Here is a 14,638-nt window from a genome sequence, read left to right as displayed (position 1 = left end):
ACCAGACTTCCGATAAGGACACCCGTGAACAGCAGTATCGTTGAAATGTTAGTTTCAGGTTAGTATAGCTCATAAACCACCCCGACAATACCAACAACAGTGTTGGCAATAAGGTAGTGGACGTATTGCTCGATTCTCTGTTTTTGATATTATGAATGAATCTCATCGTCATCCACTAGCTTCATAATAGACAGGTGATTTCCATACTATCTACATGCTCATTTTCAAGGTATCTGCGGATTTGGCCATGATCAAATCCTTCCTTTCGATATCCTTTTACTTTCTGTAATAAGTGATTATCCATTCTTATCCAACCGATGGTTTTCGAACATCTCTATGGCTGTTTTGAGCATGCCGAGAATGCCGATAGCCATCACGATCAGTCCATAAGCCAACTCACTCAGAAAGTTGTCTTCTGACACAAAAAGGCCAAGAAGACCCATGACAAAGAACAGCAACATGCTCGTGGTGAGCATTGCCAAAAAGAATTTTCCTTTCCGAGGGCTCTGCCAGACTTTTTTAGAGAAGGTGTTTTGTGTTTTGGAAGTATCCTGCAGGGTGGAAAAGCTTATTCCAACCCCCATGAACACGAGTGTGTTTTGAAAATCATCAAGCATCATGCTGAGGCCATCGGGTACCTTGTCAAAAAGATAGGTGTATGGTTTAAAGGCATAATATAGGCCCGCGATCATGAATGGGTACTGTAAGTAGCTGATCCGGTGGAAGTACTTGAAGGCTTTGTTCATTTTCGAAGAGTTTGTTGAAATTATACAGATCACTCCATATAAAAAAAGGGAAGGCACTCATTGAGCACCTTCCCATACCAAAACCAACCTAATCAAAAGTCTTACTTGCTATAAATCATATCGGTGTTTCTGTAGCCGGATTTTTCCAGGTACCAATCCATGAAGCTGAAGCCGCCGCTTATTGCCCACTGATCGAAGTGATTATAGGCCTTGCGAATGTCCGTTTTCTCCTGTGGGTAATCAAAGCTGGTCGGAAGGTTCATACCCCATGGTAGACCTTTCTTAGATTTGTAGTAAATGCCATTGTCAGGATCAGAACCATCATTGCCCTGGCCAAAGTAGTCACTGTCTACTCGGTCAGTAGGGAAGTATCCTGGCAGATGCAACTCACGACCTCTGGTTTGGTTGATCACCACAAATGGATTGAAAGGTGCACTGCCAATGGCGCTCAGTCCCTGAGGAGATGCAAACTGGATGGTCACCGTGATAGTGTCTGGTGAGACATATTCCATCGATTCATCTGTATTGATCAAGCCATTGGAGCCGAGACTGGCATGCGCATCATCTGTCACCACAAATACTGCTTTACGCTGTCCGGATTCTGTACCATTGTTATTGAGAGCAAAGAGGTCCCGATGAAGGTCAATTCCCTCCACTGATGCGATGGCAGAAGGAGCTATATCCAACTGGATGCCAAGTGCGTTGTGAAAACCAGCGCCAGCAGCTTTCAGGATGAATTCGCTCTCCAGCGTCACCATCTTGTTAGAAGCATTGGCATACTGTATGTACTTATAATCTGCTACCAGATCGTTGAAGTCATAGTCTCCATAGCCTGGCCATTGATCCTCAAAAGCAAATGAACCGTAGCTATTCTCTCCCGGATAGGCATAGCTGTAAGCATAGTCAGGATTATCTGGATATTCGTCATAGGTGTCGTTTACACCATCCTCATCAGCATCTACCGGTTTGTCTATTGGGTTGATTTTATCTGTTTTGATCGCTTCAATAGGATTTGCGGTTAGATAAAATACTGCGTCGTTGAAGTCATTGTCACTTCCTTTGTCTCTGTTCTGATCTTCAAACCCAACCAGAAACAAGTCATTGATGTCATCATATAATAACACGGAGTGATACCTGTTAGCTTCTGTAGCTTCCGGGTTTAGCACATTGTTGGAGTAGACTACATGTAATCCATGAGTGGATTCTGACCCATTCCAGCCATTTGCCAGCAAGGCAAACCCGATGGTAGTGCCTGCATCAAACCTGCCGAGGTGTACCTTGTCACCTGTGTGAAGGTCTCCACCAGACCAGGCCAGTGAGGCATTTGGAAATACTACATTCAGTGCTGAGATGTCATTAACTGACTGAGGTTCAGAACCCGTTTCGTAAGTATAGTAAGCCAGCACGTTTTTATATCCTGCCCCTTCGTGGATAAAGGTCATCCATACATCCGCCAGTTCTTCCACCACCAGGTTGTTTTCAGCATCTTGAGCGAGGTATCTGGGATGTGCCTCGGGAACGGGTTTGCCCTCTGGCAAGGAGGCATTGATAAATGAGAGCAATTCACTGGAAACTACGTCTGATACTTCTTCCAGATTATCTGGCACCCCATTGTTGTCGTAGGTAGACAAGTAGACTATTGGTGCTGCGGCAACTCGCGCATTGTATCTGCCCGTTTCTGTTCCATCTTGTGGGTTACTCTGACCTGGTATCAAGTTGGCAGCAAGTTCTTCAAAACCATGATCAAACCCATTGATGACAATAGCGTCGATCTGATCAGCAGGGATAATCAGAAAGTCAGGCATCCCGATATATCCTATCTGTAGTATCACAGCCTCCAGATGGTTGGGTAGGTTATACCTTGCTTCTATTTGGCCATTTTTATCGGTGATACCTTTGAAGATGACCTGCCCATCGGCTAGTGGAGAATCACTCCAGAGTGATACTTTCACTCCAGCGATTGGCTGTCCTGCATCATTTTGGAGATGAACATTCACCAAAGAGGAGGTGAAATTGTCGGTAGCCAACTCTGCATAAGCATCTGATTGATTGTCTATAGCAGGATTTCCCGGCTCATTTGTGGTGATGCAGCTACTGATGGCTGCCACCAACACTGCGAATACAAGTAAATTTTTCATTTTTCGATTTATACTTTTTCTTGTTGAATAGCGGCTAGAGGAGTTTTTAGGAGTATTTTCAGATCCATCCAGATCGAATAATTCTGCGCATAGATCATGTCTAACAGTTTTCTGCTATCAGCGGATGTAGAGGCTTTACCGCGCTCTGTTACCTGCCACAAGCCTGTGATACCAGCAGGAGCCATGAATCGTAATGCCCACATATCAGAGGTGAGTTTCTCAGCCTCATAAAGTGGCAGTGGCCTGTTCCCAACGATCGACATATGACCCAGAAGTACATTGACCAGTTGTGGAAGTTCGTCAATGCTTGTTTTGCGAATGAAGTGACCAATTTTAGTAATCCTTGGATCATTTTGGAACTTCACAAACGCTTGTTCTTCTTCTTTTCGTTTGAGGTACTCTACCTCTAGTTCGTTGATATATCCCTCATCACTAAAAAGCATTGGCTGAGTTTCATCCTTTTCATAATTAGGTGCTTTGCTTTGATCCGTGTTAGCATAGTGGTTATGCTGTTTCATGTCTTTCAGCATGTCATCGGCATCTACACGCATGGAGCGAAACTTGTAGAATGGGAACACCTTGTAACCCGTGCCCACTCGGGGTGAACTGTAAAACACCGGTCCTTTGGAAGTGAGCTTAATCAGCAATCCGATCACCAGAAAAAGCGGGCTCAAGAGCATCAGGAGGAACCCAGATACCAACAGATCAAAGATTCTTTTGCCAACAGGCATGCGGTAGTTGATTTGATAGACGCTCTTGGTCGATTGAGTGGTCCAGTTTTCCAGACTCTTCAGACGGTTGACGAGCTTTTCTAGCTTCAGGCCATAATAGAAATAATCAGCGGCCCCAGCGGCAAAGGCTTCTTGCTTCAGTTCTTCATTGTGTCTGTTGGTGAGCACGATTACTGGAAGTGTAAGCCGCTGTGAATCAATGTATTTGATCAGATTCTTGTAAAGTCCCTCCGGGTCCATTTCTGAAAGAATGGCCGCCGCCTGGGGCTTGTGGTAGTGCTTGCGCTTATGGATTTCCAGTGCTACTTCTTCAAAAGTATCTATGGTAATGACCTGCATCCCAAACTCTTCCAGTGAGGATTTCAGATGCCTTTGATTGATTAGGATTATTTCTTTCATGACTTGATCAGGATTTTTGGTTGATAAGGCCTAGTTGGTTGCTACTTTGCTGAGTAGGTTTTCCACCTTAATGCTCAATTCGTCGGGGTTGAATGGTTTTAATACAAAGTCTTCTGCTCCAGCTTTTAAGCATTTGATTCGGCTTTCGCTGTTGCTTTTGCCTGATAGCATCAGTACGGGAATGTCTTTGTAAAACCCTGTGCTTTTGATCTCATAGAGAAAGTCCAGTCCAGACATCCCAGTCAATTCATAGTCACAAACTATCAAGCTCGGAAGATTGCGCTTGTGCATCCATGATAGAGCCTCTTCTGCGGTAGTGCACCACATTACATTGTATTCTTTTCTGAACATGTGGGTCAAAAAGCCTCCCATCATGGGGTTGTCGTCTATGAGTAAGATCTGCTGTTTCATTATTCTTTTGATTTAATTCACGATCCAAAAGTATAATGAGCAGTAAAGGAGCTTACTGAGAATTAGATGACTGGGAAACCTGTTTAGATTTTTGGTGGGGGCTGTGCGTTTTTTGGGAAAATAGGTTTGAAGCCTGATGAGCAATCCTCAAGTGTTAATCTGAACAATCGTTCCCGTCCATTTCGGTAAGATCTATGTCCGATTCGGCAAGTTATATTACCGAGTGAGTATCCCTTCTCTTATATTTATGCATCCATTTACCCAGATTTGGGTTTATGATGTCAGGTAACAATGCATATCGTTGGATGATGAAGAATAAGAGGATCATACTGTTGGTAGTGGGCAATATCGTTGCTTTCTTGATTGTATTGCAAGAGCTCAAGGCTCAGGACACTCAAGGCTACATGTACGGAAAAGTAACTACAATAGACCGCAAGGTTTACCAGGGACGCTTACGCTGGGGCAATGAAGAAGCATTTTGGCATAATTACTTCAATGCGGCCAAAACCAGCGAAGGCAAACATGCCGAATACAAAGAGAAATCCAGTGGTAAAAGTTTCGATTGGGAAAACTTTAACTGGGATTTTCGTAGCATCTGGGAAGACCACATCAATGTCACTCACCAGTTTACCTGTCAGTTTGGGGACATCAAGTCTATTGAAAATGTGAAGCGTGGCTATGTGGATCTGACTTTGAAAAACAATATGGTTTATCATCTGAACGGACAAGGTTTTAACGATATAGGTGCTGAAGTCCAGGTGTATGATGACGAACTTGGAAAAATAGGAATCAATTGGGACCGGATAGATCGTGTGGATTTCTTACCTACTCCAAAAAACCTGCAGGTACGAGAAGCAGCCCCCATTTATGGAAGAGTGGAAACGCTTCGTAAAGGCACTTTTACGGGATACATCCAGTGGGACCATGACGAACGACTTGGCGATGACAAGCTCGATGGAGATACCGACAATGCGGATGTTTCCTTTCCATTCAATCAGATCCGAAGCATTGAGCGATACCGCAATGGCAGCAATGTGGAGTTGAAATCAGGACGAACACTTTATTTGACTAATTCCAATGATGTGAATTCTGAAAATAGAGGGATTATCGTGGATGTGCCAGACATGGGTCGGGTGGATATTCCGTGGAAGTACTTCGAACGGGTGACTTTCAAAGAAATAGAAAAAAGTGGTCAGGCTTATTCCTACTACGCTCCGCCAAAAGGACTCTATGGAACGGTCATTACCCTGAGAAATGATGAAATCAAAGGAAAGATCATCTACGATCTGGACGAAGAGTGGGAACTGGAAACGCTAGACGCTAAAGATGATGATGTGGAGTATGAAGTGACCCTGCGTCATGTAAAGAGAATCATTCCCCGAAATTATGCGTATAGTCAGGTAGAGCTTCGCAATGGAGAGATGCTGCTGCTTGGGGATGCCCGCGATGTGGACAGCCACAACGATGGACTGCTAGTTATTACTTCCCGAGATGATAAAGGAAAATACATAAAATGGGACGATATTGTCGAAATCATATTTGATTAGACGAAACAGGTGAATTCAATACTTCGATCAAAAAAGGCAATAGCAGCAATCACCGCATTGGCGGTGATTGCTGCTTTATTTTGGTATTACCAACCAGCAATCACAGTCTATTACACCATAGCATCTATCGCGCTGGTGGGTCTGCTACTGTATGTAGGCAACTGGTTCATTACCAAAACACTTGACCGATGGTTTCCATGGATTACCTTTGGTAGGAAGCGTTTTTTCTCCCACTTATTGATTGGAATTCTCTTTTCCATAGGAGTGATTAACGCGGCTTATTACATTGTGAAGGCACTGGCTACAGACCTGCTACCGACCACCGAGCAGCTGGTAGTTGCTAATGTCTATGGAGCTATTGTCATCATTCCTGTTTTCTCCATTTATTTCAGCTTGCATTTTCTGAACCATTGGCAGCAGTCAGAACTCGAGATGGAGCGTTTCCAAAAAGAGAGTATGAGCTCTCAGCTGGAGACGCTGAAAAATCACCTCGATCCACACTTTCTGTTCAATAACCTGAATATCCTTTCGGCGCTGATCGATAAGGACAAGGAGCAGTCACAGGAATTTTTGGGCAGATTTGCTCAGGTCTACCGCACCATGCTGCTCACCAAAGCAGAAGACTTGATTACGCTAGAGGAGGAGATGAATTTTATTGAAACCTACATCTACTTGATCAGAACGAGGTTTCAGGACTTTATACAGTTTCGGATAGAGCTGGACCAGGACGATTCGCTGATGTACATGATGCCACCACTCACGCTACAAATGCTCATAGAGAATGCTGTGAAGCACAACAACATCACTGCGGAGAAACCACTGGTTATTAGGATATACAGAAAGAAATGCAGACTTTTTGTGGAAAACAACATCAACGAAAAGCCCGAAGACTTAAAGACAAAATCAGGAACTGGATTGAAAAATATCCAGGCACGCTATAAATACTACACCGACGAAGAAGTGCTGATCAACCGGGTAGGAGAGGTGTTTAGAGCGAGCTTGCCGCTGATTGAGATTGAAGAGATATAAAGAGGATTGTTATGAATTTGCTAATCTTGGAAGACGAGCAGCTGGCTTCCGACCGGTTGGTTGGTATGCTCCATGATATCGATCAGGAGTTAAAAATAGTCGGTGTGCTCAAGTCAATAGATGAAGGTCAGAAATGGTTTGACTCCAATGAGCTGCCTGATCTGGTCATCAGTGATATCCGCTTGCTGGATGGGTTGAGTTTTGATCTATTCAGAAACCTGGAGCTGGATGTGCCTGTCATCTTTACCACTGCTTATGATCAGTATGCGATTAAAGCCTTTGAGGTGAATAGCATCGATTACTTGCTCAAACCCATATTGAAGGACAAGCTGGTTGCGGCTATAGAGAAATTCAAAGAGCGCAAAGCCAATAATAAGTTTCCTGCCGATTTCGAGAGTCTGTATGACCTCATTCAAAATCAAAAGAAGTCCTTCAAATCCCGATTCCTCATCAAATCAGGTGTAAAGATCGTGGCGGTCTCCATTGAGAAGGTGGCTTATTTTTACAGTCAAAATAAACTGACCTATCTGGTGACAAAGGACGGGAAGAAATTTCCTCTGGATCAGACACTGGAGGTGTTAGAAGAGCAGCTGGATCCGGATGTATTCATGCGTGCCAATCGCCAATTTATCGTGAGTTTTGGGTCCATATCTGAGATTCACCCATACTTCAAAGGCCGGCTCAAAATTGAACTGGAACCTGCTTCAGATCTGGAGATTGTGATCAGCGCAGAGAAAACCCCAGACTTTAAAGGCTGGCTGGATCAGTAAAATAAGGCCGTTAATAGATTGAATGGAAAGCCGCTGATCAGAGCGGCATGCTGGCTGTTGAATACTTCGTGAACACGGCGTTCTCTGTGGTTCATTCTCGCCTCTGATCTGACCCATCGACCTTAACCTGTGTAAATGAATTCAAGGATGAGTTGTATCTGTAGCATTAAAATCTCATGTTAACGTCCAGAAATACCCAAAAATCAAAAATTAATGCGTTGCCTGATGCTCGGTGAACTCTGTGTTCTCTGTGGTTGAGCATTTTATTATCCATTTCGGTCCGGTATATCCCGATTCGGTTAGGTGACTTCCCGACTCGTCAGCATCTCATTTCATAGCTTTTAAGATTGGTGCACCTTAGCATTATCAAAAACCTAAGGACAAACCAAAATAAAAGGAGATGCAAAAATTACTAACCTACTCAACTATCCTGATGGCTACCGTTTGTAGTCATCAGGCAATCAGTCAAGATGAAGGATTTATCTATGGTCGGGTGACCACCATCGATGACAAGACATACGAAGGTGCGCTCCGATGGGGCAAAGAGGAGGCCTACTGGACGGATTTTTTCAATGCTTCCAAAGAAGAAAATGAGAACCTGGATTACCTCTCACGAGATGAGATAGATGAGCTGGAGGAACGCCGAAGAGGCTTCTGGGAAAGACGCAGCACTTGGGTAAACGTGAGCTGGGACTGGAATGAAGACAATGATTTCCGACATCAGTTTGTCTGTCAGTTTGGGGAACTTAAGTCCATCAGGCCTACGAGCCGTCAGGGAGCTGAAGTAGTGATGCAAAGTGGCGTCACGTTCGATTTGGATGGTCAGGGCTACAACGACATTAACACCAACATACAGGTGAATGATCCAGAACTCGGCGTGATCCAGCTAGACTGGGATCGAATCGAAATGATAGAGTTCAGGGCTACACCTGCTAAACTGAAAGATAAATATGGCGAACCTCTCTACGGTGTGGTTGAAACATCCGAGGGCCGATTTGAAGGATTTGTGCAGTGGGATCATGACGAGCGAGTATCCACAGACAAGCTGGACGGAGATACAGAAGATGGAGACGTATCGATCTCATTTTCTAATATCAAGTCAATAGAGCGCTATGGCAGCAGCAGAAGCATAGTGATCCTAAACTCAGGCAGAGAACTAGAGCTGCGTGGTAGCAATGACGTGAATGATGAAAATCGGGGCATTATTGTCACGGTGGCTGGTATGGGTCGGATCGATGTGCCATGGGATGAATTTGATAAAGTAACCTTCATGGAGCCAAAGGACTCTGGCCCAGCCTACAGTAGCTTCTCCAAGCAACCACGTCTCACTGGTCAGGTAGAACTCAGAAACGGAGACACTTTTGATGGTGAGTTGATTTACGATCTAGACGAAGCTTTTGAGTTCGAAGTACTGCAAGGTATGCTGGATGATGTGGAAATGTTGATTCCATTCAAGAACATCAGAGAGATCTCACCAAGAAACTATGACAACAGTACCGTGATCTTGAAAAACGGCGAGAAATATCTATTAGGAGATTCACAGGATGTTTCGGACAAAAATCAGGGTGTGATCGTCAAGGAAGGTGGAGATGTCAGATACTTCGTTTTTGACCGGATCGAGAAGATCACTTTCAATTAATGAAATAAGAAATCCTTTTCATATACAGTACAGAACCACTCCTATGGGGTGGTTCTGTTTTTTCTGAGGGTTGAAAATCGGTGCCAATCCAAACAATAAGCACGTGAACATGCTTTACCTCTCAAGACCCAACAGAAATGATTGAACATCCATTTTTATGTCCGTACTGCAATGCCGAAATCTCCGTGCTGCTGGATGAGAGTGTTCAAAAGGCGAGTTACGTAGAGGACTGTGAAGTTTGCTGTAACCCCATGGAGATCACTTACCAGCTGGAAGTGGAAGAGGTAGTACTATTTGAAGCCCGCTCAATAGAGCAGTGATGCTGATAGATTCTTCACATACCACCGGAGATGTTTGGCAAGTTGTTGTGCAAGAGTTGCGGCGAGCTATTGTGGACCATAGGCATCCATTTAGGTTTGTGGTACTGGGTACTACAGATGGCCGGGAAGTCAGCCAGCGCTATGTTGTCTTGCGAGACCTTGATGATTCACTCAACTTTTACATTTTCACCGATACCAGGACTCAGAAAGTGGATCATCTCAACAAGCTACCCAATTGCTCCTTGCTGTTTTACCATGACCGGAAACGTGTGCAGATCAGAATTAATGGCGTAGTTGAGTTGCATCAGCATGCTGGTCTAATGGAGCGCTACTGGCAAAAGGTGCAGGGAGAAGCGCAAAAAGCTTACACCAGATCCAAAGCTCCGGGTACACAAATTAGTACCTGGGAAGAGGCGCACCATTGGGATGAGTCATTGGATTCTGAACACTTCACTGTGTTGAAAATTATACCAGCGCAAGTAGATGTGCTCCAGCTCAATGGTCTGGAGCACTTCAGAGTAAGGTTTTCAAAACTCAACCAGGAATGGACTGGTCAGCGTCTGGTTCCCTGATTATTCACTTCTTAGTCCATTTACAGGGTTGGCTTTGGCTGAGCGCAGCGACTGAATAGACACGGTGACCAGCCCAAGTGCCAACACAGCCAAGCCAGGAACCAGAAAATAGATCCAACTAAGGTCCATGCGGTAAGCAAAGTCTGACATCCATTCGATGATGACATAATCTGCGAGAGGCACAGCTATCACAAATGCGATGGCTATCAACTGGACATAATCTCTTGAAAACCGCAGGATGATTGACGGTACCGTGGCTCCCAGTACCTTGCGGATGCTGATCTCCTTGGACTTGCGACTGGCTGTAAATGCTGACAATCCAATTAGACCAAGCAGTGAAACAAAAATACAGATGTAGGAGAGAATGGAGATCAACCGCTGCTGGGTGAGATCTGCTTCGTACTGTCTGGCAAACTCCTCGTCCAAAAATGTTGCTTTGTAGGGGCTTTTAGCTTCGAATTCCGTCCAGGTGGAGCGAATGAACTCCAGCGTTTCTTTGAGGTTATTGGTGCCCAGTTTGACGTAAAGATGACCCTGTATGTCATGGTGCAGTCCAATCATCATCGGGTCAATTGGATTGTGTAACGACTGGTAGTTGAAGTCTCTGAACATACCCACGATGGTGCGTTTGTGGTCGCTGTGAAAATAACTCACTTTTTTACCTACAGCCTGATCTCCCCATCCGAGTTTTTTAGCTCCAGATTCGTTGATCAAAAATACGTTCTCAGCATCGTATGGACCATCTTCTCGGAAGGCTCGTCCTTCTACGATTTCGATATCCAGGGTTTTTAAGTAGTCTTTGCCCACATAAAACATGTTCATGTGCTGCTGTACCATCCCAGAGTCTTTTTCCACCATCATCACAGAGCCCTCGTTGCCCATGCCAGGAGTGCCATAACTGTTGGTTACCTGTAGGATGTTTGGGTTTTGGAGCAGCTTGGCTTTCAATGCTTCGCGGTTCTCTTTGATGGCGTTGCTTTCTTCGATGACCAGCAGTTGATCTTTGTTGAATCCCAGGTCTTTGTTTTGCATGTAGTCGATTTGCTTGTCCATGAGCACGGTGCAGATGATGACAAACAGGCTAATGGCAAACTGAAACGTAATTAGGGATTTCCGCAAAAATGCACCCATGCGATCGCCTGTAAATGTTCCCTTCAAAGCTGTGACCACCGGTACAGAAGGAATATACAATGCCGGATATATCCCTGAAAACACACCAATCAGTAAAGTGATCACCAGCATCCCAATGATGAGCTGAGGGTTTGATAAGTAGTTTAGTGAAAGGTTTTTATGAATGAGATCGTTAAACGACGTAAGCTCAAGGGTGATCAAAGTCAGAACATTGGCCAGAACTAGCGCCACCACTGCCATGACCACTGCTTCTAACATTACACTTCTGAACAAAGCAGCCCGGCTGTAACCAAGCACCTTACGAATACCCATTTCGCCGGTGCGCGTAATGGAGCGGGCAGTGGCCATATTCATGTAATTGATGCAGGCTAGCAAGATGATGAACAGACCCACCGCAGCGAAGGTATAGACGTAGTTTAGATTGCCAGTTGGTTCGTCTCCGCCTTTATCAGAGTTGAAATGAATTTGATCTATGCGCTGCAATCCTGGGATTACTTGACCATCTATACGTTTTCCAAATACAGCAAATGTCTTGTCATAGATGTCCGGAAATTTGTCATAAAACTGCTCCACGTTATAGTTTTTTGGCATTAGCAAGTAAGTGTAGGAGCCAGGATTCCAATAGATTTCAGAGGTTCTTTCTGCATTGCCATCTTCATCCCATGTGATGGGTGGAATGTGGGAAAGCAATATGTCATACTTCAGGTGGGTGTTTTCTGGCAGGTCAGAGATTACGGCAGTGACTTGTCGCAGGTCATTATCGTTCAGAGTCAGTCTTTTGCCCAGAGCTGGTTCCTCTCCGAAATATTTACGAGCTATAGACTCGGTGAGGACGACCTTTCCGGGACCAGTCAGACATGTTGTCGGATTTCCCGAGATAAATTGATGGTCAAACACTTTGAAGAAGGTACTATCAGTCCTCCAGACGTGTTCTTCATAAAAACGCTCTTCACCCATAGATTCATCTAAAGTGATGAGGGGATTGCCAGCACTTGAAAATCGTACATATTCAATGACTTCTGGCATTTCTGCTTTGATTACCGAACCTATTCGCTGAGACGATCGGGCCGTGTTGAAATCAGCACCTTGAGCCTTAAGGTGGTTAGTAAACCGGTAGATCTGATCGTATTTGGCGTAGTGCTTATCATAGTTTAGTTCGCTTTGTAAGTACAACAGGAGGATGATTCCCACAGATATTCCCAGAGCCAACCCGAGAATATTGAGAACGGAGTAGATACGCTCTTTCAGAAATAGCCTTAAAGCAAATACGATGTGGTTTTTTAGCATGACATTTTGAGTTAGATCCTATGTCAATGATACGAGCAATTGGAAGCTAATATATCATTTGTGCAGGGAATGGTTGCATGTTTGCAGGGAATGGCTATTTACCCAACCAGTCCTTCACCTCGTTGATTTTGGAGCGACTCACTTTCAGATGCTCAGTAGAGTTGAGGATCAGCTCATATTCGGTTGGTTGAATCCGGTGCATGGTTTTGACAAACAGTCGGTTGACAATAAAGGATTTGTGAATGCGCTTGAACCGATCATCGGTTAGCGATCTTTCCATATTTTTCATGGTTTCGCGAATGAGGAAAAACCGTCCGGACACATGAATTTTCACATAGTAGTCAAAAGCTTCCACATGGCTTATCATGGCCTTGTCAATCAAGTGTATGGAGCCATCTACCTTCAGCACCAGCCGATTACCTTCTGACGCCCGTAGCGTATCTGGAGTACCTGCTTTCCGGGCCGATGATAGCAGTTCTTGTGTGTTTTGAGTCTTGTTCAATCGGATTTGCTCCAGAGCTCTATGAATGGCCTGTTCAAAACGCTCGTCACTAAAGGGTTTGAGCAAATAGTCGACAGCATTGACTTCAAACGCTTTGATGGCAAACTGATCGTGGGCGGTGATGAAGATGATTTTTGGGATGGGTTTTGGGATACTAGCTACTACCTCAAACCCATCCACACCTGGCATTTGTACATCCAGCAACACCAGATCCGGTCTAAGGGCCTGGATTTCGTCTATAGCCTCTATACCATTCTTGCAAACTCCAACTACGGAGAGGTCTTCATGTTCCTCACACAATGCTTTCAAGCCTTCTCTGGCGGCTAGTTCATCATCTACAATCAGACACTTGATTTTCATGATTGGGCAGGTATGGTCATTTTAAATAATATGCCCGAGTCGCTATTGTAGCTTTGAAACTTAAAGTCAGTTCCATAAAGACGTCTCAGTCGGTGGACTACATTGGGCAAACCGACACCACTGTTGGCATAGTTAAAGACAGTACTCCTGATATGCGCATTGTAGATGGAGAGTTCCAGGTTGTTTTCAATCACTGCAGCCGTAATTTTTACTTTCATGGCACCACCAGGCTCTTTGGTGCCATGCTTGAAAGCGTTCTCCACCAGTGGTTGAAGAATCAAGTCAGGTACCTGGTAAGTTTGTAGATGATTCGGGATTTCCACTACCAATTCTGTAGCATCACCAAATCGATATTTTTCGATTAGTAAGTATTTGTCTAGTAGTTCCATTTCCTGGTGTAAGGGAATCGTCTTTTCACCGGCTTGGCCAAGGCTTAATCGTAATAAGTCATTCAGTGCTGCTATCATCGCTACGGCCGTTTTGTTCTCTTGAAGTCGGACCTTCATGGCAATGCCGTTCATGGCATTGAATAGAAAGTGTGGGTTGATCTCTTTGCGTAGGCTAGTCAGTTGAGCGCTTGCCAGCTCGGTTTCAACCAGGTGTACTTTTTGAGCGGTACTGCTGAGTCGGTCTTTGACTTTGATCAGGTGGAAAATAACAGCATACACTCCCAGCCATAAGATACCCAACAGTAGAATCTGCAGGTTTTCTTTGAAATACAAGGGGAGTTCTACAAGCCTGTAGTGTTCTACAGACCGGAAGAAGCGCTCCAAAATAGAAGTAAGAAAACCACTTAAGACCCAATAGGAAATTAAAGCAACCAGGGCCATAAGGAGCAAATTGCTCCAGTGATGGACGAACTGGCTGGTGTAGAAGGCAAGTGAACTTACCAGATAGACGGCAATAAACGGCCCTACAGGCCATAGGAAGACATCCGTTGGACTAACTCCGTTTGCTAGATTGAGCCCGGTGATGATAAGCCCAAGCGCATTGATCAGGTAGAAATGTTTCTTTGTGAAAATATCAGGCACCTCAGTAGTAGCTTATGGCAAAGGT

13 protein-coding genes are annotated in these 14,638 nt (G+C 44.5%); 6 read left to right on the top strand and 7 right to left on the bottom strand.

The window, feature by feature from the left end:
* Positions 1-296: 296 nt before the first annotated feature.
* The 4 genes from ACO067_RS03400 to ACO067_RS03385 all read right to left on the bottom strand — a co-directional run bounded on the left by ACO067_RS03400 (position 297) and on the right by ACO067_RS03385 (position 4,425).
* The gene (locus tag ACO067_RS03400) at positions 297-746 is read right to left on the bottom strand and encodes a hypothetical protein (protein ID WP_421870828.1); all 450 of its coding nucleotides are present in this window, start codon (positions 744-746) and stop codon (positions 297-299) included.
* 101 nt (positions 747-847) lie between these two features.
* A complete protein-coding gene (locus ACO067_RS03395; RefSeq protein ID WP_421870826.1) occupies positions 848-2,884 on the bottom strand; it encodes an LruC domain-containing protein in 2,037 nt (678 codons plus the stop codon).
* An 8-nt stretch (positions 2,885-2,892) separates the two neighbouring features.
* The gene (locus ACO067_RS03390; protein WP_421870824.1) at positions 2,893-4,014 is read right to left on the bottom strand and encodes a sugar transferase; all 1,122 of its coding nucleotides are present in this window, start codon (positions 4,012-4,014) and stop codon (positions 2,893-2,895) included.
* Positions 4,015-4,044: 30 nt separating this feature from the next.
* Positions 4,045-4,425 carry a response regulator transcription factor gene (locus tag ACO067_RS03385; protein ID WP_421870822.1) on the bottom strand — a complete coding sequence of 127 codons (381 nt, stop codon included), beginning with the start codon at positions 4,423-4,425 and terminating at the stop codon, positions 4,045-4,047.
* Between the two features lie 275 nt (positions 4,426-4,700).
* Between ACO067_RS03385 and ACO067_RS03380 the strand changes: the two genes are divergently transcribed.
* The 6 genes from ACO067_RS03380 to ACO067_RS03355 all read left to right on the top strand — a co-directional run bounded on the left by ACO067_RS03380 (position 4,701) and on the right by ACO067_RS03355 (position 10,302).
* Complete coding sequence (locus ACO067_RS03380) at positions 4,701-5,972, top strand: hypothetical protein (protein ID WP_421870819.1); 1,272 nt, start codon at positions 4,701-4,703, stop codon at positions 5,970-5,972.
* 9 nt (positions 5,973-5,981) lie between these two features.
* Positions 5,982-7,001, top strand: coding sequence for a sensor histidine kinase (locus tag ACO067_RS03375; protein WP_421870815.1), 1,020 nt, complete (start codon positions 5,982-5,984; stop codon positions 6,999-7,001).
* Positions 7,002-7,012: 11 nt separating this feature from the next.
* Positions 7,013-7,771 carry a LytR/AlgR family response regulator transcription factor gene (locus tag ACO067_RS03370; RefSeq protein ID WP_421870813.1) on the top strand — a complete coding sequence of 253 codons (759 nt, stop codon included), beginning with the start codon at positions 7,013-7,015 and terminating at the stop codon, positions 7,769-7,771.
* 400 nt (positions 7,772-8,171) lie between these two features.
* The gene (locus ACO067_RS03365; RefSeq protein ID WP_421870810.1) at positions 8,172-9,410 is read left to right on the top strand and encodes a hypothetical protein; all 1,239 of its coding nucleotides are present in this window, start codon (positions 8,172-8,174) and stop codon (positions 9,408-9,410) included.
* Between the two features lie 137 nt (positions 9,411-9,547).
* Positions 9,548-9,730, top strand: coding sequence for a CPXCG motif-containing cysteine-rich protein (locus ACO067_RS03360; protein ID WP_421870808.1), 183 nt, complete (start codon positions 9,548-9,550; stop codon positions 9,728-9,730).
* The gene (locus ACO067_RS03355) at positions 9,730-10,302 is read left to right on the top strand and encodes a pyridoxamine 5'-phosphate oxidase family protein (protein ID WP_421870805.1); all 573 of its coding nucleotides are present in this window, start codon (positions 9,730-9,732) and stop codon (positions 10,300-10,302) included. Before ACO067_RS03360 ends, ACO067_RS03355 begins: the two co-directional genes overlap by 1 nt.
* Here ACO067_RS03355 and ACO067_RS03350 read toward each other — a convergent pair whose 3' ends face one another.
* The 3 genes from ACO067_RS03350 to ACO067_RS03340 all read right to left on the bottom strand — a co-directional run bounded on the left by ACO067_RS03350 (position 10,303) and on the right by ACO067_RS03340 (position 14,613).
* Positions 10,303-12,720 (bottom strand): ABC transporter permease, encoded by a 2,418-nt coding sequence (locus tag ACO067_RS03350; protein ID WP_421870801.1) that lies wholly within the window; start codon positions 12,718-12,720, stop codon positions 10,303-10,305.
* A gap of 94 nt (positions 12,721-12,814) precedes the next feature.
* The gene (locus ACO067_RS03345; protein WP_421870798.1) at positions 12,815-13,582 is read right to left on the bottom strand and encodes a LytR/AlgR family response regulator transcription factor; all 768 of its coding nucleotides are present in this window, start codon (positions 13,580-13,582) and stop codon (positions 12,815-12,817) included.
* Positions 13,579-14,613 (bottom strand): sensor histidine kinase, encoded by a 1,035-nt coding sequence (locus ACO067_RS03340; protein WP_421870795.1) that lies wholly within the window; start codon positions 14,611-14,613, stop codon positions 13,579-13,581. Before ACO067_RS03340 ends, ACO067_RS03345 begins: the two co-directional genes overlap by 4 nt.
* Positions 14,614-14,638: the final 25 nt, after the last annotated feature.

Source organism: Marinoscillum sp. (assembly GCF_965229915.1).
Lineage (GTDB): Bacteria > Bacteroidota > Bacteroidia > Cytophagales > Cyclobacteriaceae > Marinoscillum.
Note: the sequence above shows the minus strand (reverse complement) of the source record. Positions and strands in the feature narration are given on the sequence as shown.

Bases quoted from the DNA above. Each gene is read 5' to 3' on its own strand.
- ACO067_RS03380 (WP_421870819.1), top strand. From the start codon at position 4,701: ATGATGTCAGGTAACAATGCATATCGTTGGATGATGAAGAATAAGAGG.
- ACO067_RS03360 (WP_421870808.1), top strand. From the start codon at position 9,548: ATGATTGAACATCCATTTTTATGTCCGTACTGCAATGCCGAAATCTCC.
- ACO067_RS03345 (WP_421870798.1), bottom strand. From the start codon at position 13,582: ATGAAAATCAAGTGTCTGATTGTAGATGATGAACTAGCCGCCAGAGAA.
- ACO067_RS03385 (WP_421870822.1), bottom strand. From the start codon at position 4,425: ATGAAACAGCAGATCTTACTCATAGACGACAACCCCATGATGGGAGGC.
- ACO067_RS03395 (WP_421870826.1), bottom strand. From the start codon at position 2,884: ATGAAAAATTTACTTGTATTCGCAGTGTTGGTGGCAGCCATCAGTAGC.
- ACO067_RS03350 (WP_421870801.1), bottom strand. From the start codon at position 12,720: ATGCTAAAAAACCACATCGTATTTGCTTTAAGGCTATTTCTGAAAGAG.
- ACO067_RS03400 (WP_421870828.1), bottom strand. From the start codon at position 746: ATGAACAAAGCCTTCAAGTACTTCCACCGGATCAGCTACTTACAGTAC.
- ACO067_RS03355 (WP_421870805.1), top strand. From the start codon at position 9,730: ATGCTGATAGATTCTTCACATACCACCGGAGATGTTTGGCAAGTTGTT.
- ACO067_RS03365 (WP_421870810.1), top strand. From the start codon at position 8,172: ATGCAAAAATTACTAACCTACTCAACTATCCTGATGGCTACCGTTTGT.
- ACO067_RS03370 (WP_421870813.1), top strand. From the start codon at position 7,013: ATGAATTTGCTAATCTTGGAAGACGAGCAGCTGGCTTCCGACCGGTTG.
- ACO067_RS03390 (WP_421870824.1), bottom strand. From the start codon at position 4,014: ATGAAAGAAATAATCCTAATCAATCAAAGGCATCTGAAATCCTCACTG.